Here is a 22,012-nt window from a genome sequence, read left to right on the forward strand (position 1 = left end):
ATATAACATTTTTTTTGATATAAATAAATAGTGTTTTACTATTTACTTAAAAAGAATTTAGGAGAAATTACCCTCATCTATGTCTTTCAATCTAGACAAGGCTTGATTAATTGTACGATTATTCTCCTAAATCAGATAAAAATCAAAAAAAATGCAAACGGATTGCGGCCAGCTTTCTGTTCAATATACCGATTTCCTGTATAATAGGATTATCTTCTTTGAAGGGATGTACACATGATGTTAAACATTACAGAATACAGTATTGAAAAATTGAATGATCCATTTGGTATTTTAACCGGGGAGCGTTACGAGTTGTTCTTGGATATTGAAGTGCCGGAAGAGGATGAGCTCTTTTCAGAAAATGGTTTATATATCCGGGTACTATTTGTAGTTGAAGAACAAATAGGCAAACTGATTAAATATGATATATTTGAAAAAGGGAATGAAGGTGCGCTCGAATTCGATTTAGAGGAAGATGAAAAAGCGATGATTACCGACTTTTGCCTTAAACATTTTGACGAAGCGATGAATAATTAAAAACCGGGCCATGGCCCGGTTTTTTTTTACCTATGATAAATGCGCTTCGTCTTGTTCATCTTTAGCCACCAATACATTTCGTGGCTTACTGCCTTCATATGGACCGACAATTCCCCTTGCTTCCATTTCATCAATAAGTCTTGCCGCCCGCGTATAACCGATTCGGAAACGACGCTGCAGCATGGAAACTGATGCCGTCTGCATTTCTAAAATCAAGGATACCGCATCACCGTATAAACTATCTTCGACTTCACCATTTGAAGTTTCTGCAATTTCATCCGGTATCATCTCTTCGTTATATTGTGCTTTTTGCTGTGAAATTACATATGTGACAACTTCCTCAACTTCATTGTCTGATAAAAAGGCCCCTTGGACCCGGACCGGTTTTGAAGCTCCAGCAGGCAAGAAAAGCATGTCACCCCGACCCAACAGTTTTTCGGCTCCGCCCATATCCAGAATCGTTCTCGAATCGGTCATTGATGAGACACTAAAAGCAATTCGAGATGGGATGTTCGCTTTAATGACCCCTGTTATGACATCGACAGAAGGCCGCTGAGTGGCTATTATCAAATGGATGCCTGCAGCCCGCGCCATTTGTGCAAGACGTGTGATGGCATCCTCTACATCATTTGAGGCGACCATCATCAAATCAGCCAGCTCATCGACAATGACTACGATATAAGGTAAAAGTGGTTGTTTGGCATCTTCTTCAATATTATACCGGTTGATATAATCGTTGTATCCTTCAATATTACGCGTACCTGTATGAGAAAATAGTTCGTATCGGCGTTCCATTTCACTGACCACTTTTTGCAAAGCCTGTGCAGCTTTCTTTGGATTCGTCACGACAGGTGCGAGTAAATGCGGAATTCCATTATAGACATTTAGCTCCACCATCTTTGGGTCGATCATCATCATTTTCACTTCATGCGGTTTTGCCCGCATCAAGATACTCGTGATAATGCCATTGATACAAACGGATTTCCCACTTCCTGTTGCTCCAGCCACTAGTAAATGGGGCATTTTATTGAGCTCCGCCTTAACCGCTTCACCAGAAATATTTCGCCCTAAACCTATTTGTAGTTTTGCGTCAGGCTTGTCAACTTCTTTCGCTTCTAAAACTTCCCTTAATGACACCATCGCCACTTCGGAGTTAGGTACCTCTATGCCAATAGCTGATTTACCAGGAATCGGAGCTTCGATACGAATATCCTTCGCGGCAAGCGCTAAGGCTAAGTCATCGGATAGGCTGACAATTTTACTTACCTTCACCCCTACATCCGGATGCACTTCATATTTCGTTACGGCAGGGCCTAAATGAACTTGCGTGACCCTCGCTTTCACTCCAAAGCTATGGAAGGTGCGTTCAAGTTTTGCCGCATTTTCATGAATTAATTGATACTCACCGCTTTGGTCCGTTTTTTGGGGCTGCAATAATAAAGAGAGCGGCGGTAATAGATATTCTTTATTTTCCACTTCCGTAAAATTCATAGGCGGTACGGCATCATCCTGGTCCTCTGTACTTACAGCTGCAGGTTCTGCTGCAACCGGAATTATTTCCGCTTCATCGCTATAGGCTTTATCAGCAAAACTAGAAATGATCCGTTCCGTTGCCATTTGCTGTGTTTCCTCTTCTTGATGAAGGGTCTGATCCGTTTCTTCAACCGGATCTTTTTCTCGTTTTTTCTTTTTCACGGGACTTTTTTTCTTTTCTTTTTTGTCTTCATTCCACGTTTTCACATCATCTCTGAACGCTGACCATTGAGTTTTGAAAAAACCTCCAAGACCCATGAAAAACTTTCCTAGGGTTTCACCTAATGTTTTCCCTGTCAATAGCACGGCCCCTACAATGATAAAAAGGACTGAAACGATTTTCGAACCAGCTTCGTCGAATAAAAAGTAAGAAGCAGCAAATAATATCGCTCCAATCATTCCGCCTCCAAGATCCTTCGTGCTGGCCTTGCCTGTCACTTCCATCCAGAATAATTCCCACGTATTCGAAATGACGCTCGGCTTCGTGAACGGACCTCCATCTGCAAGCATATTAAACAGTGTTACATGACTTAGCAAGAGCATGCTCGCAACAAGGAAGTATGTACCGATCAACTGCCGTTTTAACAGGTATGGGACCTCTCTCTTAATCATCAAATAGAAACCGGCAGCAATCGCACCCAACAAAAAGAGGATATACCATTCCCCCATAAAGAAGCGGATTAAAAGGACCGACCCGTTTCCCACTGCTCCAAGCTTGGCAATGGCAATGATAGCCAACCCTATCAAGGTCAAGCCAATCAATTCATATTTAAGCGTTATTTTTAATTTCTCTGTACTTTTCTTTTTTCTGTATTTCTTCTTTGCCATAATATCACCTGATTCTTCATGAAACTATTCTAACATTCCTATTCAACATTACATCGTGATTTCCCTTCACAAAACAAACGTTCGCTCCTTGATTATACCAAATAAAAATGACCTTGTCCTTGATATATATACCATTTCTATAATAGAAGGACAATTTGCCCACATAATGAATAAAGCAGCCAAGCGGCTGCTGATTTTCACTCCAGTATATCATAATTTTCCTTAGTTAGTCGTTACTACCTGCTATTCATCTGTTCGAACATATTGATGACAGCCCCTGGCTGAATGTGAACATTCATATAATCTTCAGGATCCGTGCTCACTATTCGATCTATGCGAAACGTACGTCCCCCATCATGCTCTACCATGACATGTACACCATTATAGATCATTTCTATCAAGTTCGCCGTCTTCTCGTGGTGATGAGGGAAAATAATTTCATCAGGAACGATCGTATAGAGCGTCATTGAAGAAGCCCCTCCTCTTCGCTTGCTATTTTTGGCCTTCTTTCTTCCATGAAGCTATTTAGTTTTCTCATGGCTTGACCCACTCCTCCAACATCATCGATCATACCGATTTCAACTGCCTCCGACCCGATTACATTCGTGCCAATATCACGGGTTAGATTTCCTTTAGCAAACATTAAATCCTTAAAACTTTCTTCCGTGACATTGGAGTGTCGTGTAACAAATTTAATGACTCTTTCCTGCATTTTATCGAGGTATTCAAAGGTTTGAGGCACCCCAATAACCAGACCTGTCAAACGAATGGGATGAATCGTCATCGTCGCCGTTTCAGCTATAAAGGAATGGTCACACGAAACCGCAATAGGCACACCTATCGAATGTCCGCCCCCTAGTACAATCGACACTGTAGGCTTTGATAGGGAAGCCAGCATCTCTGCAATGGCTAGTCCTGCTTCAACATCTCCTCCCACTGTATTTAAAATGACCAGTAGCCCCTCAATATTGGGATTTTGCTCAATTGCCACAATTTGTGGAATAACATGTTCATATTTGGTCGTTTTATTTTGAGGTGGCAGCTGCATATGTCCTTCAATTTGTCCAATGATCGTCAAACAATGGATTTTTGAGTCCTGAGATAGTTGCGGGACATTTGTAGACCCCAGCTGCTGGATCTTTTCGATTAAAGTAGAATTCTTACCTTCCTGCCTGCCTTCATTTTCATTTGGTAATGGTGCATTATCCACTATGCCAACCCCTTTCACTTAAATCCTATAGCTTTATTATGTCACGAGTCTTGGACTTCATTCTTAAAGATATAAGTGGTTTGACACAGAGAGAAAAAAACCCCTGATAATGCTTATCAGGGGTTTTTACTTAATATTCCATGATGATTGGTAAAATCATCGGACGGCGTTTCGTTTTTTCATAGAAGAATTGGTTTAAGGCATCACGCATTTCCTGCTTCAGCGTAGACCAATCGAAAGGTTGGCGTGATCCATTTTTCTTTACGATTTCACTTACTATTTCAGTTGCTTCGGCGATCATTTTTTCTGATTCACGAACATAAACGAATCCACGGGAAATGATTTCAGGTCCTGCAGCAATACTTTTATCCTGACGGTTCAGAGTGACGACGACAATCAAAATGCCATCCTGAGACAACAAGCGACGATCACGGAGAACGATATTGCCCACATCGCCAACACCACTGCCATCTATCAAGATATTTCCTGCAGAAACTTTGCCGGATAGGCTCATTTTATCGCCTTTTAGTTCGATGACATCACCTTTTTCGGCAATTACGATATTTTCCTTCTTTATACCCGCTGCGACCCCAACTTTTTGATGGGCATATAAATGGCGGTATTCTCCATGTACCGGGATAAAGAATTTAGGGTTCATCAGATTGATCATCATTTTCAATTCTTCTTGGCTGCCATGCCCCGTTACGTGCACTTTATATTTGTTGGCAGATACTACTTCAGCACCTACCCTGTAAAGCAAATCGACCGTTTTTGATAAAATTAGTTCGCCGCCCTGCAGGGGTGATGCACTGATCAAAACGGTATCACCTTTTTTTATCGTTACCTGTTTATGCGTCTGTTTCGCCATTTTTTGAAGCGCCGCAATGGGCTCCCCTTGGTGACCTGTCGATAATACGACGATTTCACGGTCGTCATACTGGCTAATTTCATTAATTGGGATTATTAGCTCATCCTCGACCTTTAAATACCCAAGGTTCAGGGCTGTTTCATAAACACGTTGAAGACTTTTTCCTACAACTGCCACTTTCCTGCGACTTGCTGCTGCCGCATTGAAGACATGTTGGATCCGGTTGATGTTTGATGCGAAGCACGCAACGATGATCCTTCCCGAGGCAGCATGGAATGCTTCTGTAATATCCCTGGCAACAACGGCTTCTGATGTCGTATAACCTGGCCTCTCAGCACCCGTGCTATCCGATAGCAAACATAGGACACCTTCTTCACCGATACTAGCCATTTTACCGATTTCCGGCTTATATAAATCGGTTGCCGCTTGGTCGAATTTGAAATCCCCTGTGTATACGATCGCACCATCACGGGTATGGATCACGACTCCGACAGAATCGGGAATACTATGGTTAGTCCGGAAAAAAGACACGGCTGCTTGTGGGAAACTTAAAAGAGAATCTGAATCGATCTCCGTAAATGTTGCCCGTCCATTAAAGCCATCTTCCTTTAATTTCGTTTTGATTAAAGCAAGTGTAAGCTTCGTTCCATAAACAGGAACTGGTAAGTATTTCAAAACATAAGCGAGCGCTCCCATATGGTCTTCATGACCATGGGAAATGAATATCCCCTGTACACGTTCTTTATTATCCATTAAATAAGAAATATCAGGGATAACCGCATCGATTCCAAGCATTTCTTCTCCTGGCAGCATCAAACCTGCATCAAGAAGATAAATGTCTTCGTTCACCTCAACGACGTACATATTTTTACCAAGTTCCCCTTGTCCTCCAAGAGAAATGACTTTTATGCCATTATTTTTATCTTTACCCAATCGAATATCCTCCTTAAAAAATCCCGTTCATAATTTCCCAATGATTTCATTATAACCGATATTCAAAAAACATGACAACACTTACCAATTTCAGAGGGGTTTTTTCACTTAATTTCTTTTTAAATTCATTTCACTTATGTATGAGACATTCATCCCTTTTATTTCACGTGTTTTTATCCGATTTTCGCTGTTAAGACTTATGAAAATCTCATTGTTTTAACCCAAACCCCAAACTGGATATGAACCCACTTTCAAATACATCTTTATGTAAAAACAAGCCAATCTTCAACGATCAGCTTGTTCCGTGACTTTTTATTTTTTTAATACCTTAGTTAATGCAAGGCGCTCCTGCTCCGTCAATGGCACGATTGGAAGTCTCACCGATCCAACGTCAATTCCAAATAACTGAAGCGCTGTTTTCACAGGTGCAGGGCTTGGCGCTGCAAACAAACCCTTTATAAGCGGTAAAAGTTCCTGATGCAGCCGGGCTGCCTCTTTCAAGTTCCCACTGATGAAGGCTTCCACTATTTTCTGTAACTCATTACCAGCAATATGGGAAGCAACTGAAACTACCCCCACACCGCCTATCGCTAAAACAGGGAGTGTTAAAGCGTCGTCCCCACTGTATAATGCAAATTCATCATCCGTTCCGGCAATGATTTGAGTCATCGCGTTTAAATCACCGCTCGCTTCCTTCACGGCTACGATATTAGGAATTTTTGAAAGACGGATGATCGTTTCCGGTTCAATATTGACCGAAGCACGCCCAGGGATATTATAAATCATTACAGGCAGAGTCGTGCTAGCTGCAATCGCTTTGAAATGTTGGTATAACCCCTCTTGATTCGTTTTACTATAATACGGGGCCACCAGCATGATCGCATCTGCACCGTTTTGTTCTGCTTTTTTTGTCAATTCAATGGAAGCATACGTATTATAGCTTCCTGTACCCATGATGATGGGCACTCGTTTATGAACAACCTTCGAAACATGACGCAATAAGGCAATTTTCTCCTCCGAAGATAAAGTTGGAGATTCCCCTGTCGTACCCGAAATCACAAGTGAATCCGTTCCATTCGATAATAAATAATTGACCAATGTTGTCGTTTTTTGAAAATCAACATTTCCCTTGCTATCGAAAGGAGTGACCATTGCGGTTGATACTCTACCAAATATCATCTTTTAACACCTCTTTAATTAATAAAACCTTATGATTATTGGACTTCATTTTCATGCAATTGAAACGCATAGTGAAGTGAATTAACAGCTTCAATTAAATCTTCCTCTTTTACGAGGACCCAAATAGTCGTATGGCTGTCCGCTGACTGGAGAATGGCAATTTCCTTCTCTGAAAGCGCTGTGACAATCTTCGCTGCAACGCCTGGCACTCCGTTGATGCCTGCACCTACAACGGAAACTTTGGCACAATTTCGTTCAATGACCGGTTCATGACCAAGCTCGGCCAAAATGGAAAGGGCCAGTTCTGTCATCTCTTCCGAAACGGTATAAACTACGCCACTCGGATAAATATTTATAAAGTCCACTGAAATGGAGGCATTGGCCATTGCTTTGAAAACTTCTGCCTGTAAATTGTATTGATCTTTTTTTGCGCGCACCTTGATTTGTGTGATTTTTGGAACATGGGCAATCCCGGTTACGAGCCTTTCACGAATGTCACTGCCCTGGCTGCCTTTGTTCACACCTGTAACTAGTGTTCCCAAACCTTCGCTATATGTTGACCTAATCCGAATCGGAACTTTGGCCTGCATGGCAATTTCAACAGCTCGTGGATGAATGACTTTCGCCCCTTGATATGCCATGTTGCAAACTTCCGTATATGAAACGATGGATAATGGACGTGCTTGCTCCGCAATACGTGGATCTGCAGTCATGATACCTTCCACATCCGTAAAAATGTCGACCCTTTCAGCTTGCAATGCCGCCCCTAATGCTGCCGCTGAAGTATCGCTACCTCCCCGGCCGATGGTCGTGATGTCCCCATTTTTAGCCGCTCCCTGGAATCCTGACACAACGACTACATCCTTCAATTCCAGTTCTTTCATGAGACGGTCACATTTCATTTCTACAATTTTCGCACTTGAATAGTCGGTATTAGTCAAGAATCCCGCTTGTGCTCCAGTATATGCAACGGCTCCTATACCGTTTTCTAACAGCATGTTCGTAAATACAACAGAAGAAATTGTTTCTCCTACTGACATAAGTAAATCCTGTTCTCGCTTTGAAAGGCTGGTTTTTGCCCCATTTATTAGTGAAAGCAAGGTATCCGTTGCATAGGGATCTCCTTTTCTTCCCATAGCTGAAACGACTACCACCACTTTATAGCCTTCGTTGATCGCCTTTTCAATATGGCCTTTCGCAAATGTACGGCTTTTCTCATCACGAACGGATGTCCCACCGAATTTCTGGACGATAATTTTCATAATATGCACCCCAAATATAAGCCAGCTTCCCGATTCGGGAAGCTGACAAAAACTCTCTATCCTGTTAGAATTTAATTTTCTATTGTAATTATTACTTAACGGTCACCAAACCTAATTTTAAAAGGCTTTCCGCAATTTGAACAGAATTCCAAGCTGCTCCTTTTAATAGATTATCGGAAACCACCCATAAATGGAAGCCTTTATCCTCATCCAAATCTTTGCGAATCCGACCGACAAATACATCATTCTTGCCGACGGACGATGCAGGTGTTGGGTAAAGTTGTTGTTCCGGTTCATCTTCTAACACTATTCCAGGTGCCGTTCTCATCAAATCTTTAATTTGAGAAGCCGCTACGCCTTCTTTTTCAACTTCAATATAAACGGATTCTGAATGACCTGTAACAACAGGAAGCCTTACGCATGTAGCTGCTACCGGTAGGTCATCCATATGCATGATTTTCTTTGTTTCATTAATCATTTTCATCTCTTCAAATGTGAACCCATTATCTTGGAATTTATCGATTTGGGGAATGACGTTAAATGCGATTTGATAATGCTTTTCGTCCCCTTTTACCGGTAAAATTTTTGGAGTTATTTCTTTTTCATCAAGCAAGTCGCGAGCTTGTTCTTTTAATTCATTTATCGCTGCGACTCCTGCACCTGAAACAGCCTGATAAGTAGAAACAACAATTTTGGATAAGCCGTAAGTCTGGCGGATAGGTTCTAATGCCACTACCATTTGGATAGTTGAACAATTCGGGTTGGCAATGATCCCATTATGCTGTTTCAAATCTTCTTCATTTACTTCAGGCACAACCAGCGGCACATTTTCATCCATGCGGAATGCGCTCGTATTATCCACGACTATCGCGCCGCGTTTCACTGCTTCTGGAGCCAATTCCTTAGACACGTTTCCTCCAGCACTGAATAAAGCGATATCGATGCCTTCAAAGCTTTCAGGTTTTGCTTCCTGCACTTCGATTTCTTCGGCCTTAAATGTAAGTTTGCTTCCTGCGGAACGAGCCGATGATAAAAAGATTATTTTCTTTATCGGTAAGTCCCGTTGTTCGAGTGTTGAAATCATTTGTTGTCCTACTGCTCCAGTTGCTCCCACAACTGCAATATGCAATCCCTGTGTCTCAGTCATTTGTCCATACTCCTTTTCTATCTCTTAAAATTAGTTATTTGTTGGATTTACTTCTACTTGTTCAGAATATCATTTATTTTATCATATTAACATTCCAAAGGGTCGCACTTAAACAAAATATTCTGGTAGTGGAGTGGTTTTTTATAACTTCAACCTACAAATTCATGCATAATATGTCAGTAATCAGAAAGCGGGAGCGTGTCAGAACACTTGATCAGTTTAAATCATCCTTGAACCTTTCTACGATTACCGGTTGAATTTGTTCCCTCTCCAGAGCCGCAATGATCGTATCCCTTATCATGCTCATTCTGGCAACCATGGAACTCGGTTTCCCTACTGGATTATCCTGGCCATACGGAACAAAATAAATATCTTTTGCTGCCATCAGCCTCATTAGATTGACACCATTTAACCCAAGTGCATCGTTGGTTGATATTGCGACCACAACCGGACGGTGATTTCTCATCGTCGCTTTTGCAGCCATAAGTACAGGCGAATCGGTAAGAGCATTTGCCATTTTACTCATGGAGTTGCCCGTTAAAGGGGCAATCACCATACAATCAAGCGGCAATTTAGGTCCTAATGGTTCTGCTTTGACGATTGTATCAACGACGTGATTCCCCGTCAATTTTTCTATCCTTTCAACCCAATCCTCGCCCTTCCCAAAACGGGTTTCCGTGTTCTGTACGGTCGATGTTACGATTGGAATGACTTCTGCCCCTTCATTTACAAGTTTTTCTATTTCAGGAAACACTTCATCATATGTGCAATGTGACCCTGTTAATCCGAAACCGATACGTTTCCCTTGAAGACTCATAGTTTTTTCCCCTTCCTTTTCGTGAACTCACCTTGAATCAATAGTCCCAGTGCGTTCGCTAATATCTGACCAGCTGTTTTCGGGGCAACTATACCCGGTAAGCTCGGTGCCAACAGCGCTTTAATTCCCCTTTTTTCAGCGTAACGAAAATCCGTTCCCCCCGGTTTTGAAGCAAGGTCGATAATTAATGTATGAACGGGCATATTCGCAATGACTTTTGCGGTAATTATCGGAAAAGGAATCGTATTGATACATATATCAACATTTTTCATTTCTGCAGCAAGATCATTTAAATGAAAAGGGGCTAGAGCCATTTCACTGATCCTCGCAATATCTTCACTTTTTCTTGCCCCCACCTTAACCTTTGCTCCAAGAGCCTGGAATGACCGGGCTACACTCATACCAACCCTTCCAAGTCCTAGAACGGCCACATTTGATCCATGGATAGTGAAATCCGTATGTTGAATGGCCATCATGATCGCGCCCTCTACAGTAGGTATAGAATTATAAATAGCCACATCATCACGTTCGAACAATAGAACGAGTTTGCGATCCGCTTTCTTAAATATTCCATTGAGGTAATCATTGCTGATTCCTGCATAAAAAACGCAATGTGCCGGGGTGTTTTTTATCATTTCTTCAGTCAAGACAACATCTTCGCTGGAAAAGATCGTTTCCACTTTTCCATCTGAATCTGTGCCCCGGACAGGTAGAATAACTGAATCAATTTCCTTGAAATTTATATCTTCCATTTTCTCCTTAACCGCTCCGGTAAAAGCATGGTCGAGCTGTTCAAAACCTACTAATAATAGCTTCGCATCGAGCTCCGTCAGTTTACGGACAACTTCAAGCTGACGCGCATCTCCACCAATTACAGCGATTTGCATGCCTGTGAGCATTAAAACCGTCACCTTCTTTATATAAAAGATCCTAAACATTGCTCGCCTCATGATACATTTCCTCAAGAAGCAATTTGCTGCATTCTCTAGTTACCCTGCATCTTATGTTTTCACTTAAAAAACGGTGATAAGAAAAGAAAAAACGCCTTAGCTATTGCCAGCTGAGGCGTTTTTTTAACATATGTTTACTTTCTGCTGTCTTTATCCGTCCATATGCTCTCCATTCTCATGTGAAAGCCCTTCCTGAAAATCAATGATGACCATGTCCGTTCCGATTTTTTTTATATGTTCCCACGGCACCCGTATTTCACTGCCATTCCTTAAGAGGCCGAACCATTTGACCGAAGGGATGATCAACGTGGTAATTTGTCCGGTTTCATCTATTTCCAAATCCGTCTGACCGAGGATTCCTAATCTTTCCGCCCTGTTCACATCGACTATTTCCTTCCCGCTCAGTTCACTCAATCTCAATTATAGCTCCCCCTTTTTCACCTTCTATTCAATCTATATCCGAAAAAGATAAACTTAGAAGGCATTTATCCAAATATTGTCCATAACTTTGAAGCCTTCTATTCCAAGGATTTTTATATAAAAAAAAGCCTGACCTCCCATTAATAAAAGGAAGGTACAGACTTATTCTTTTTATTTGTCCCAGTTTTCCAGCGGACTCACTAATGACAAGGAATGTTCCGTGAAGATTTGGTTTGCCAGTTCATTCACGGTATTCTCCGTCACCTCGTCAATTTTGATGATGATATCATCAAGGGAACGGTGCTCACCCAGCATTAGCTCATTTTTTCCGTTTCGGCTCATGCGGCTATTCGTGCTTTCAAGACTGAGCATCAAGCTTCCTTTAAGTTGCTCTTTACTATTGCGCAACTCCTTTTCCGTTATACCATCCCTTTTTAATGTATCCAGCGTTCCCTGAATGGTATCATACAGGCTATCAAGTTGATTTGTGCCTGTCCCCCCATAGACTGTCACCAAACCGCTATCTTGGTAGCTGGAATGATAGGAGTAAACGGAATAGGCAAGGCCGCGTTGTTCCCTGACGTCCTGGAATAGGCGGCTACTCATGCTTCCTCCAAGAATATTATTCAAGGTAATCAAGCTGTATGTTTTGTCATTGCCGATTTCCAACCCTTTGTAACCAAGGCATAAGTGGGCTTGCTCTGTTTCTTTTTTACGAGTGATCCTATTTTCATGGAAAGATGGCTTGAGCAATTCTAGACGTTCTTTCCCGCCTTCATACGAACCAAAGTAGTTTTCGACTTCTTGAATCAACTTTTCATCCACATTCCCAGCAATGGATACCACTACTTTATCAGGTGTATACATATCATGGACGTATTTCTTTAAAGTATCACTATTGAATGTTTCAAGTGTGTTTTCCGTACCCAATATAGGATAGGCAAGAGGATGATTTTCATAGACCGCCTTACTTAAGAGGTCATGGACAATATCATCCGGTGTGTCTTCGTACATTTTGATTTCTTCGTAGACTACATTTTTTTCTTTTTTCAGTTCCTCTTCATCAAATGTTGAATGGAAGAACATATCAGAAAGGATTTCAAGCGCATAGCTAGCATGGTTATCCATTACTTTTGCATAATAGCATGTATACTCTTTTGAAGTGAATGCATTCACTTGTCCGCCAATACTATCGAACGACTCGGCAATTTCACGCGCATTTCTCGTAGTGGTCCCTTTGAACAACATATGCTCCAGGAAATGTGAAACTCCATTCAACTCAGGTGTTTCATTTCGGGAACCTGTTTTGATCCATACTCCAATTGCTGCTGAACGTACTGTTGGAATATTTTCCAATACAATTCTTACTCCATTTTGACACGTGTATTTCTTAATCAACTAACATTCCTCCCAATCATTCTATGCTGCTATCGTAACCAAAACATCATGGATTCAATCGCTCTTCGTCTACTGCCTCTGAAACGGTAACAACATCCAAGTCTTTCTTTTTTATTTCAACAATTAATGTTTCCAATGATTTTGCGGTGGATTCCGTAGGATGCATTAAAATGAATGCTCCTGGGTGAACCTTGGAGAGCACGCGCTGTTGAAGGACCTCAGGGCTTGGTTTTTGCCAGTCGATCGTATCCACACTCCACATAACGGTTTCCAAACCGAAAGAATCCGCAATTTTCACCGTTTCGTCCCGGTAGCTGCCACTTGGGGGTGCAAACCATTTCATTTTCACACCTGTCACCGCTTCAATGACTTCGTTCGTTTTTCGAATTTCCTCACGTGTAGCCTGTGAGGATATGTTTTGCATATTTGGATGCGAATAAGAGTGATTTCCAATTTCATGCCCGCCAGCCATAATCATCTTGGCCAAATCCGGATTCTTTTTCGTCCAATTACCCTCAAGAAAAAAAGTAGCCTTGACATTATTCTTTTTTAAAACAGCCAACATATCTTGTAAGTATTCATTTCCCCAAGCCACATTGATTAAAAATGAAACCACCGGCTTTTCGGGATGGGCCCGGTAAATCGGAGCCGGATCAAGATCCTCTATATGTATCTTTGCAGGAACCTGCTGAAATACCAGCTTATCCTTATCGAATACGCCCTCCTTCTTCATGACTTTATACGAATCGTCAATTTTTACCTTAAGGCCATTATACGCAGGAACGGTTTTCCAAACCGAATCTATTCGTGCATCCTGTGGTGCAATCTCATATTTTTTTGATGAGTCTTTTATTTGTAAAAGAAGGTCATCTTCTTGCTTCATTGAAGCAACTGAATGATCTGTTAATTGGGTCAAATAAATTTGTGTATATGGATTTTGCACTAATAACCATGATATACCTGCAATGGCACTTATCGCAACTATCTGCTTCCATTTATTATTCATTTTTTACGCCCCCTTCATACCAAAATGTATGAAGAAAACGGACAAGGTAGAACATGACATGCTTTTAATACTGTTTCCCCTTTATATCGCCCCATTACTTTCAAATAAAAAAAGCATGCAGATTCACAAGGAATCGCATGCCGTATTTTCATTTCTATTACGATTGAGAAGGATTAGCTGCCTCTTTTTGCTCTTTTAGGACCGCTTTGCGTGAAAGGTTTACCCTTCCTTGCTTATCAATCTCAGTAACTTTTACTAATAACTCATCGCCAAGTGAAACGACATCTTCCACTTTTCCGACTCTTTCTTCAGCCAGTTCAGAAATATGTACCAAACCGTCTTTACCATTGAAGATTTCAACGAAGGCACCGAACTTTTCAATACGTTTAACTTTACCTAAGTATAGTTCGCCCACGACGACTTCACGTACGATATCTTCGATGATTTTCTTCGCTTTTTGAATCATTGGTTCATCTGTAGATGATATGAATACCGTACCATCTTGTTCGATGTCGATTTTCACGCCAGTTTCTTCAATGATTTTATTGATATGTTTTCCGCTCGGTCCAATGACATCACGGATTTTATCCGGATTTATAGACATTGTAACGATTTTTGGAGCATATTTGGATAACTGCTCACGCGGTTGATTGATTGTTGATATCATTGATTCCAAAATATGCATCCGGCCATGTTTGGCTTGAAGTAAAGCTTCTTCAAGGATTTCTCTTGAAAGACCCGCAATCTTTATATCCATTTGCAGGGCAGTAACACCTTTTGAGGTACCAGCGACTTTAAAGTCCATGTCCCCTAGATGATCTTCCATACCTTGAATATCAGTTAAGATTGTATAGTGCTCACCTGTTTTAACAAGACCCATTGCAATTCCTGCAACTGGAGCTTTCAATGGTACACCAGCATCCATCATTGCCAGAGTGCTTGCACAGATGCTTGCTTGTGATGTTGACCCGTTTGATTCAAGTACTTCAGAAACAAGTCTAATTGTATAAGGGAAATCTTTATCATTTGGAATGACCGGTTCCAATGCTCTTTCACCAAGTGCACCATGACCAATTTCACGACGGCCTGCCCCACGGATAGGACCAGTTTCACCAACACTGAAATGTGGGAAGTTATAGTGGTGCATGAAGCGTTTTGACTCCTCGGTTCCAAGCCCGTCCAAAATCTGTACATCACCTAGTGCACCTAATGTACAAATGGATAGCGCTTGGGTTTGTCCGCGTGTGAACAATCCAGATCCATGAGTACGAGGCAGAATGGTAACTTCTGATGATAATGGTCTGATTTCGTCAGGATTACGTCCATCTGGACGCACTTTTTCTTCCGTAATTAAACGGCGGACTTCGGATTTAACCAATATATTCAGAATTTCTTTGATTTGTTTTAATTTAGCTTCATCAGTTTCTTCTTCATAATGAGCCAACACACGATCTTTTACTTCTTTAATCGCGTCTTCACGAGCATGTTTTTCCTGAACTTGTACTGCTTTGTTCAAGTCTGCTTCACAAAGGCCTTTCACTTCTGCTTCTAGTTCTGCATCCACTTGATATAATGCGATCTGCATTTTAGCCTTGCCGATTTCAGCAACGATTTTTTCTTGGAATGCAATGACCTTCTTGATTTCGTCATGTCCGAACATGATTGCTTCAAGCATAGTTTCTTCTGGTACTTCATTTGCTCCTGCTTCAACCATGTTGATCGCATCTTTAGTACCTGCAACCGTCAAATTGATGTCACTTTTTGCAAGTTGGTCAACAGTAGGGTTAATTATGAATTCATTATTGATTCTTCCTACTACAACTCCAGCAATTGGACCTTCGAACGGAATATCGGAAACTGAAAGTGCAAGAGATGAACCAAGCATCGCTGCCATTTCTGTGGAGCAATCTTGATCGACACTCATGACCATGCTGATGATCTGAACATCGTTCCTGAAGCCATCAGCGAATAACGGGCGGATTGGACGATCTATTAACCGGCTTGCAAGAATTGCTCTTTCACTCGGCCGGCCTTCACGCTTGATGAAGCCGCCTGGAATTTTACCGACTGCATAAAGTCTTTCTTCGTAGTTGACTGTTAAAGGGAAAAAGTCGACATTTCTAGGTTCCTTCGAAGTTGTTGCTGTACTTAACACAGCAGTTTCTCCATAACGGACTAAAACTGCTCCGTTCGCTTGTTTGGCCAATTGCCCTATTTCTACCGTTACATTACGGCCGGCCCAGTCAAATGAATACGTATGTTTTTCCTGTCCCATTTATTAAACCCCTCTCTGAATCTTCACTTAGAGGCTTAGTTTACCTAAACCTGTATTGGATTAAATCATTTATGTGAAAGTAACTGAACTCGAGTTAAAACCAAACTATTCCTATTATGCACGAAAAAAACAAGCATTAACAGTAAAATGAATAAAAATTTCATTCATTTGATTATGTATATCCTGATCATTTATAAACGGAAAAGGACCCGGCTCCTGCCGAGTCCCAAGGACGAAGGCTCAGCCTTAAAATAGAACACGTCCTAATCATTTGATTAACATCAAAAAAGCGGGAAATTTCCCGCCTTCCTGAAAAAATTATCTACGTAGACCTAATTTGTTAATTAGTGTACGGTAACGAGTAACGTCTTTGTTACGTAGGTAAGTTAAAAGATTACGACGTTTACCTACCATTTTAAGAAGACCGCGACGTGAATGGTGGTCTTTTTTATGTGTGCGTAAGTGTCCGTTCAAGTTGTTGATTTCTTCTGTTAATACTGCGATTTGAACCTCTGGAGACCCAGTGTCAGTATCGTGAGTTCTGAACTCAGTGATAAGTTCGTTTTTGCGTACTTGTGTAATAGCCATGTTATTATTCCTCCTAAAATTCTGTAAAATCACCGATTACCGAGCCAGCGTCGGAGTCTCGACTAGCCAAGCAATGGTTATTTCCATACATATAATAGAATACATGTATTTCATTAAAATTGCAAGTCTTGTCTCTAACTAACCTTTTTTAGCTTCAAGCTTTGAAAAATATTCTATCGTATCTTGTTTATCCTTTTCTATCTGAGCGACCAATGCTTCAAGTCCGGAAAATTTCTGCTCACTTCGCAGTCTTATATGCCATTCAACAGAAACCTGGTTGCCATAAATATCTCCCGAGAACTCCAGGACATGAACCTCCACAGTAGGATATTTAGGCTTTTCTTCGTGGAACGTAGGTTTGTAACCGACATTGCAAACTCCATTATACCATTTACCGCTGATTTTAATCCTGACAGCATATACGCCGGCAGCAGGGAAGATATAATCGTTGCTCACTTCAATATTAGCAGTGGGGAATCCTAACTTCCTGCCCCGTTTTTCACCGTGAATGACATGACCTTTCGTTAAATAGCGTCGGCCAGCCAAATGATGAAAGTCGGAAAAGTCACCATTTCCGAGAGTCTCCCTGATTCTTGTCGAGCTAACCTTTTCATCCTCAAGGGTTTGTTTTGCAACGACCGTCTGCGAAAACCTTCCTTGTGCATAAACAGGCAAATCTTCCATCGACCCTTGACCATAGCGACCGTATGAATAATCAAAGCCTGCAACTACGTGTCGGACATTCAGCCCGGCAATGTATTCGTCAACGAAGCGTTCCGGCAATACCGAAGCAAATTCCTCGCTGAAATGGACGATGAATAAATAATCTATCTCCATCGATTCTATGATATCCACCTTATCTTCAAGTGGTGTAATATAACGGATATTCTCCGTTTTCCTCCCTAATACTGCAGAAGGATGCGGATCAAATGTCATGACTGCTGACTTAAGATTCATTTCCTTGGCTTTTTTCTTGGCAGTTTGAATAACGATTTGATGTCCTTTATGAATACCATCAAAAAATCCAAGCGCCATTACAAGCTCAGGAAAATCATCCGAATTAAATTGATGAGGATGCTCTATTGCGATCACTTTCACCTTTCAATCTCCTCTTTCCGACGGCAAAACGGTCTATAATTCTTGTGCCAATACTTTTACAGGTTTAATTAGCCCCTCTTTTGTCGGATGTATTTGATAAATGGCAATGGCCTTATCAGATGGGTCAACCATCACAAAAGGCTTCCCTTTTTCAACAACAACATCCTCTGTTTGTTCCAATACCGCACCGTTAAGTACTTTCTTTGCTACTTTATCACTAATCTTAAATTTGGGCAAATGAAATAATCCCCGCTCCAAAGGCAACAGAAAATCATCCGTTCTTCCGGTTTCCATGAATGCTTCCACCTCATCGAATGTCAAACAGTCCTCTAGCTTAAAACCAGCCGATTCAATCCGGATTAAATCTGACATATGTGCAGGATAGCCCAGTTTTTCCCCCATCATGACTGCAAGCGTTCGAATATACGTTCCTTTACTGCACTTGACACGAAAACGAAAAGAAATGGTTTCTCCCACGAATTCAGAACGATCATCCAGAAGGGTAATTTCGTAGATGGTGACCTCTCTAGTCGGCCTCTCCACTTCGATTCCTGCACGAGCATATTCATATAACTTCTTGCCGTTTACCTTAACGGCTGAAAACATCGGCGGCGTCTGATCAATTTTCCCTGTCAATGATTCCAACACTTCTAGTATCCGTTCACGCTGAATCACTTCGGCAACCTTTTTCTCTTCTACTTTTTCACCGCTTGCGTCTTCGGTTACCGTTGAAAAACCGAGGGTCACTTCCCCTTCATACGATTTACCAGCTTCTGTCAAATATTCAGCTATTTTCGTTGCCCTTCCGATACAAATCGGTAATACCCCTGTGACATCAGGATCTAAAGTACCTGTATGCCCAACCTTTTTTGTTTTTAAAATCTTTCTTAACTTAAAAACACAATCATGGGATGTCAATCCCTTTGGTTTCATTAATGGTAGAATACCATTCACTTTTATCACCTCATCATTTAAAAGAAAAAACACCTCAAACGGGAAACACAAAGAAAATAATCCAATTTTAATAGGTGTTTATTGCTTTTTTACATATTCCATATTCAAAAAAAAGAGACCGACTTCAAGAAGTGCAAAGCACTTATTGAGTCGGCCTCCTTTTGCTTGCTTATTCTTCGTCTTTTTCAGCCGGTTTTTCCTCTGAATTGATTTGGGAAATCAACGACTCAATACGATTACCATAATCGACCGATTCATCAAATTCAAAAAACAATTCAGGGGTTTTGCGCAGGCGAATTCTTTGCCCAATTTCAGATCGCATGAATCCTTTGGCCTTTGCTAGGCCTTGCAAGGTTTTCTCCCGTTGTTCCTGGTCACCCAAAACGGAAATAAAAACTGTTGCCTGTTGAAGGTCGCCTGTAACCTCGACATCCGTTACTGTTACGAATCCAATTCTTGGATCTTTAATTTTCCGGCCAATAATTTCACTCAGCTCTTTTTTCATTTGTTCGCCAACACGATTTGAACGAAGGCTCATAATATCACCTCGATAGCCTAAAGCCAGTCTATATCTGTTATTGTTCTCTCTAGTTCAGGAAAAGAATCTAGAAATTTCAGGGCATTTTGAAGTTCCCTCTCAGTAGCCTTCCTTGAGGAAGTTACGGTTACGATAGTAATCTTTGTTCGTTGCCATAAATCCTGAAAATCAGTTTCGGCTACCGAAATATTGAACTTTTGTTTAAGGCGTGTCATGACACGCTGCAACACGGCCCGTTTTTCTTTCAAAGAATGGGTATCATGGATAATGCATTCACATTGGACAGAGCCAACGATCATTTACGTTCAATCTCTTCCATTACATATGCTTCGATTACATCGCCTTCTTTAAGGTCGTTGTAATTTTTAATGGTAATACCGCACTCATAGTTGGTTGCCACTTCTTTAACGTCATCCTTAAACCGTTTCAATGCATCGATTTCACCTTCGTAAATGACGACACCTTCACGAATTAAGCGAATTCCGCTATCACGTGTAAGTTTTCCTTCAGTAACATATGAACCGGCAATCGTGCCGACTTTAGATACTTTGAAAGTCGTACGAACTTCAGCCTGACCGATAATTTTTTCTTCGAATTCAGGGTCCAGCATCCCTTTCATAGCCGACTCGATCTCTTCAATCGCTTTGTAGATGATGCGGTGAAGACGGACATCAACATTTTCTGATTCAGCTGCACGCTTCGCATTCACATCAGGACGGACATTAAATCCGATGACGATAGCATTGGAAGCCGTAGCAAGGATGATGTCAGACTCTGTAATAGCCCCGACGCCAGTGTGAATGATTTTCACTTTAGCGCCTTCCACTTCTATTTTATTCAGGGAAGCGGCAACTGCTTCCGCAGAACCTTGAACATCAGCTTTTAGAATGATGTTCAATTCTTTTATTTCCCCTTCTTTCATTTGCTCGAACAATGTATCAAGCGTTACACGGGATTTTTCATTACGTTGTGAAGCAAGTTGTCTCTGTGCACGAACTTCACCAACTTGACGTGCCGTTTTCTCATCTTCAAAGACGATGAAACGATCGCCAGCCTGTGGTACTTCATTCAATCCAGTGATTTCAACCGGTGTTGACGGACCAGCATCCTTAACACGACGACCAAGATCATTAACCAATGCACGAACACGCCCGAAAGTATTACCGATAACAATCGGATCTCCAACTTTCAACGTTCCGTTTTGAACAAGCAATGTCGCAACGGAACCGCGTCCTTTATCCAAACGAGCTTCGATAACCGTTCCATTTGCTTTACGAGACGGATTCGCTTTATACTCCTCCACTTCACTAACAAGCAGAATCATTTCAAGCAAGCTATCGATACCCTCACCTTGTTTAGCTGAGATTGGTACGAAAATTGTATCCCCGCCCCATGCTTCAGAAACTAAACCATGCTCTGTCAATTCTTGCATGACGCGGTCTGGATTAGCTGCTTCTTTATCCATCTTATTAACAGCGACGATAATTGGAACTTCTGCTGCTTTAGCATGGTTAATCGCTTCAACCGTTTGAGGCATTACACCATCATCCGCTGCTACGACCAGGATTGTGATATCCGTAACCTGAGCTCCACGAGCACGCATCGTTGTAAACGCAGCATGTCCTGGTGTATCAAGGAAAGTGATTTTTTTGTCGTTAACTTTAACTTGGTAGGCACCGATATGCTGAGTGATTCCGCCAGCTTCGCCTTCTGTTACTTTCGTATGGCGAATAGAATCAAGCAACGTTGTTTTACCATGGTCAACGTGGCCCATGATTGTTACTACGGCCGGACGCTCAATCAAATCTTCTGAAGCATCTTCAGTGACTAGTGACTCAAGGTCAGTAAGGTCAACACGAATCTCTTCTTCAGCCAATACACCATATTCCGTACAAATCAATTCAATAGCATCTTTATCCAAAGTTTGGTTAATTGTAGCCATCACACCAAGCATAAAGAGCTTTTTAATAATTTCAGACGGTTCACGGTGAAGTTTTTTACCAAGCTCCATAACAGTCAAAGACTCATAAAACGTAATTTTCTCTGGTAGTTCTCTTTCTTTACGTTTTGTAACAGGAGCCGCTGGCGCTTGTTGTCTTTGTTTATTATTTTTATTCTTATTATTGCGACCGCGGTTAAACTGCCCAGTCGGTTTTTTTGTACCTACAGGTTTAACTGGTGGTTTTTTCTTAAGCTTTTCTTTATTGACCGTACTCTTCTCATCTGCTTCTGCTTCGTATTTTGCAACCGTAGCGTTAGCTTTTGGTTCAGCAGCTTGACTTTTATCTTCGTTTTTAGGTTTAATTGAATCGTTTAATTTATTTACAGTTGAATCGTCTAATGCTGTCATATGATTTGTTACCTCTATATTCATTTCTTTAAGTTTATTTATTACATCCTTGCTTGAAACGTTCTTTTGTTTTGCATATTCATATACACGCAATTTTGTCATACATTCACCCCCGTAAAAT

The 22,012-nt window shown here is 41.2% G+C and carries 20 protein-coding genes; 1 reads left to right on the forward strand and 19 read right to left on the reverse strand.

Features of this window, described 5'->3' with window-relative positions:
* Nucleotides 1-237: 237 nt before the first annotated feature.
* Nucleotides 238-537, forward strand: a complete 300-nt coding sequence (locus ACFWE9_RS03600; RefSeq protein WP_230157974.1) for a DUF6509 family protein — start codon at nucleotides 238-240, stop codon at nucleotides 535-537.
* Nucleotides 538-567: 30 nt separating this feature from the next.
* Here ACFWE9_RS03600 and ACFWE9_RS03605 read toward each other — a convergent pair whose 3' ends face one another.
* From ACFWE9_RS03605 to infB, 19 genes are all read right to left on the reverse strand, one after another.
* Nucleotides 568-2,898: a DNA translocase FtsK gene (locus ACFWE9_RS03605; protein ID WP_230157977.1), complete on the reverse strand. Its 2,331-nt coding sequence runs from the start codon at nucleotides 2,896-2,898 to the stop codon at nucleotides 568-570.
* A gap of 236 nt (nucleotides 2,899-3,134) precedes the next feature.
* Nucleotides 3,135-3,365, reverse strand: a complete 231-nt coding sequence (locus tag ACFWE9_RS03610; protein ID WP_230157979.1) for a YlzJ-like family protein — start codon at nucleotides 3,363-3,365, stop codon at nucleotides 3,135-3,137.
* Complete coding sequence (locus ACFWE9_RS03615; RefSeq protein WP_377355693.1) at nucleotides 3,362-4,111, reverse strand: ClpP family protease; 750 nt, start codon at nucleotides 4,109-4,111, stop codon at nucleotides 3,362-3,364. The genes ACFWE9_RS03610 and ACFWE9_RS03615 overlap by 4 nt, the downstream gene beginning before the upstream one ends.
* 127 nt (nucleotides 4,112-4,238) lie before the next feature.
* Nucleotides 4,239-5,909, reverse strand: coding sequence for a ribonuclease J (locus ACFWE9_RS03620; RefSeq protein WP_230157983.1), 1,671 nt, complete (start codon nucleotides 5,907-5,909; stop codon nucleotides 4,239-4,241).
* A 312-nt stretch (nucleotides 5,910-6,221) separates the two neighbouring features.
* The gene (gene dapA, locus ACFWE9_RS03625; protein ID WP_230157985.1) at nucleotides 6,222-7,088 is read right to left on the reverse strand and encodes a 4-hydroxy-tetrahydrodipicolinate synthase; all 867 of its coding nucleotides are present in this window, start codon (nucleotides 7,086-7,088) and stop codon (nucleotides 6,222-6,224) included.
* A 35-nt stretch (nucleotides 7,089-7,123) separates the two neighbouring features.
* Nucleotides 7,124-8,350, reverse strand: coding sequence for an aspartate kinase (dapG, locus tag ACFWE9_RS03630; RefSeq protein ID WP_230157987.1), 1,227 nt, complete (start codon nucleotides 8,348-8,350; stop codon nucleotides 7,124-7,126).
* A gap of 91 nt (nucleotides 8,351-8,441) precedes the next feature.
* Nucleotides 8,442-9,497 (reverse strand): aspartate-semialdehyde dehydrogenase, encoded by a 1,056-nt coding sequence (gene asd, locus ACFWE9_RS03635; protein ID WP_377355639.1) that lies wholly within the window; start codon nucleotides 9,495-9,497, stop codon nucleotides 8,442-8,444.
* 214 nt (nucleotides 9,498-9,711) lie between these two features.
* Nucleotides 9,712-10,314: a dipicolinate synthase subunit B gene (locus tag ACFWE9_RS03640; RefSeq protein ID WP_377355641.1), complete on the reverse strand. Its 603-nt coding sequence runs from the start codon at nucleotides 10,312-10,314 to the stop codon at nucleotides 9,712-9,714.
* Complete coding sequence (gene dpaA, locus ACFWE9_RS03645) at nucleotides 10,311-11,213, reverse strand: dipicolinic acid synthetase subunit A (RefSeq protein WP_377355695.1); 903 nt, start codon at nucleotides 11,211-11,213, stop codon at nucleotides 10,311-10,313. Before dpaA ends, ACFWE9_RS03640 begins: the two co-directional genes overlap by 4 nt.
* A gap of 201 nt (nucleotides 11,214-11,414) precedes the next feature.
* Complete coding sequence (locus tag ACFWE9_RS03650; RefSeq protein WP_230157997.1) at nucleotides 11,415-11,684, reverse strand: YlmC/YmxH family sporulation protein; 270 nt, start codon at nucleotides 11,682-11,684, stop codon at nucleotides 11,415-11,417.
* A gap of 171 nt (nucleotides 11,685-11,855) precedes the next feature.
* Complete coding sequence (locus ACFWE9_RS03655; protein WP_377355643.1) at nucleotides 11,856-13,082, reverse strand: M16 family metallopeptidase; 1,227 nt, start codon at nucleotides 13,080-13,082, stop codon at nucleotides 11,856-11,858.
* Nucleotides 13,083-13,128: 46 nt separating this feature from the next.
* A complete protein-coding gene (locus tag ACFWE9_RS03660; RefSeq protein ID WP_377355645.1) occupies nucleotides 13,129-14,088 on the reverse strand; it encodes a polysaccharide deacetylase family protein in 960 nt (319 codons plus the stop codon).
* 157 nt (nucleotides 14,089-14,245) lie between these two features.
* Nucleotides 14,246-16,363, reverse strand: coding sequence for a polyribonucleotide nucleotidyltransferase (pnp, locus tag ACFWE9_RS03665; RefSeq protein WP_230158006.1), 2,118 nt, complete (start codon nucleotides 16,361-16,363; stop codon nucleotides 14,246-14,248).
* 318 nt (nucleotides 16,364-16,681) lie between these two features.
* Entirely contained in the window at nucleotides 16,682-16,951 is a 270-nt protein-coding gene (gene rpsO, locus ACFWE9_RS03670) for a 30S ribosomal protein S15 (RefSeq protein WP_057913371.1), read from the reverse strand.
* Between the two features lie 138 nt (nucleotides 16,952-17,089).
* The gene (gene ribF / locus ACFWE9_RS03675) at nucleotides 17,090-18,049 is read right to left on the reverse strand and encodes a bifunctional riboflavin kinase/FAD synthetase (RefSeq protein WP_230158007.1); all 960 of its coding nucleotides are present in this window, start codon (nucleotides 18,047-18,049) and stop codon (nucleotides 17,090-17,092) included.
* A 33-nt stretch (nucleotides 18,050-18,082) separates the two neighbouring features.
* Nucleotides 18,083-19,003 (reverse strand): tRNA pseudouridine(55) synthase TruB, encoded by a 921-nt coding sequence (gene truB / locus ACFWE9_RS03680; protein ID WP_230158009.1) that lies wholly within the window; start codon nucleotides 19,001-19,003, stop codon nucleotides 18,083-18,085.
* A 169-nt stretch (nucleotides 19,004-19,172) separates the two neighbouring features.
* The gene (rbfA, locus tag ACFWE9_RS03685) at nucleotides 19,173-19,541 is read right to left on the reverse strand and encodes a 30S ribosome-binding factor RbfA (protein WP_230158011.1); all 369 of its coding nucleotides are present in this window, start codon (nucleotides 19,539-19,541) and stop codon (nucleotides 19,173-19,175) included.
* A gap of 17 nt (nucleotides 19,542-19,558) precedes the next feature.
* Nucleotides 19,559-19,840 (reverse strand): DUF503 domain-containing protein, encoded by a 282-nt coding sequence (locus ACFWE9_RS03690; RefSeq protein WP_057913375.1) that lies wholly within the window; start codon nucleotides 19,838-19,840, stop codon nucleotides 19,559-19,561.
* The gene (infB, locus tag ACFWE9_RS03695) at nucleotides 19,837-21,993 is read right to left on the reverse strand and encodes a translation initiation factor IF-2 (RefSeq protein WP_230158013.1); all 2,157 of its coding nucleotides are present in this window, start codon (nucleotides 21,991-21,993) and stop codon (nucleotides 19,837-19,839) included. Before infB ends, ACFWE9_RS03690 begins: the two co-directional genes overlap by 4 nt.
* Between the last annotated feature and the right edge of the window lie 19 nt (nucleotides 21,994-22,012).

The sequence above is a fragment of the Peribacillus sp. NPDC060253 genome, assembly GCF_042727425.1.
GTDB lineage: Bacteria > Bacillota > Bacilli > Bacillales > DSM-1321 > Peribacillus.

Excerpts from the sequence above, each read along its gene's own strand:
- ACFWE9_RS03600 (WP_230157974.1), top strand. The coding sequence starts at position 238 with ATGTTAAACATTACAGAATACAGTATTGAAAAATTGAATGATCCATTT.
- ACFWE9_RS03605 (WP_230157977.1), bottom strand. The coding sequence starts at position 2,898 with ATGGCAAAGAAGAAATACAGAAAAAAGAAAAGTACAGAGAAATTAAAA.
- ACFWE9_RS03610 (WP_230157979.1), bottom strand. The coding sequence starts at position 3,365 with ATGACGCTCTATACGATCGTTCCTGATGAAATTATTTTCCCTCATCAC.
- dapA (WP_230157985.1), bottom strand. The coding sequence starts at position 7,088 with ATGATATTTGGTAGAGTATCAACCGCAATGGTCACTCCTTTCGATAGC.
- dapG (WP_230157987.1), bottom strand. The coding sequence starts at position 8,350 with ATGAAAATTATCGTCCAGAAATTCGGTGGGACATCCGTTCGTGATGAG.
- asd (WP_377355639.1), bottom strand. The coding sequence starts at position 9,497 with ATGACTGAGACACAGGGATTGCATATTGCAGTTGTGGGAGCAACTGGA.
- ACFWE9_RS03640 (WP_377355641.1), bottom strand. The coding sequence starts at position 10,314 with ATGAGTCTTCAAGGGAAACGTATCGGTTTCGGATTAACAGGGTCACAT.
- dpaA (WP_377355695.1), bottom strand. The coding sequence starts at position 11,213 with ATGCTCACAGGCATGCAAATCGCTGTAATTGGTGGAGATGCGCGTCAG.
- ACFWE9_RS03660 (WP_377355645.1), bottom strand. The coding sequence starts at position 14,088 with ATGAATAATAAATGGAAGCAGATAGTTGCGATAAGTGCCATTGCAGGT.
- pnp (WP_230158006.1), bottom strand. The coding sequence starts at position 16,363 with ATGGGACAGGAAAAACATACGTATTCATTTGACTGGGCCGGCCGTAAT.
- rpsO (WP_057913371.1), bottom strand. The coding sequence starts at position 16,951 with ATGGCTATTACACAAGTACGCAAAAACGAACTTATCACTGAGTTCAGA.
- rbfA (WP_230158011.1), bottom strand. The coding sequence starts at position 19,541 with ATGAGCCTTCGTTCAAATCGTGTTGGCGAACAAATGAAAAAAGAGCTG.
- ACFWE9_RS03690 (WP_057913375.1), bottom strand. The coding sequence starts at position 19,840 with ATGATCGTTGGCTCTGTCCAATGTGAATGCATTATCCATGATACCCAT.
- infB (WP_230158013.1), bottom strand. The coding sequence starts at position 21,993 with ATGACAAAATTGCGTGTATATGAATATGCAAAACAAAAGAACGTTTCA.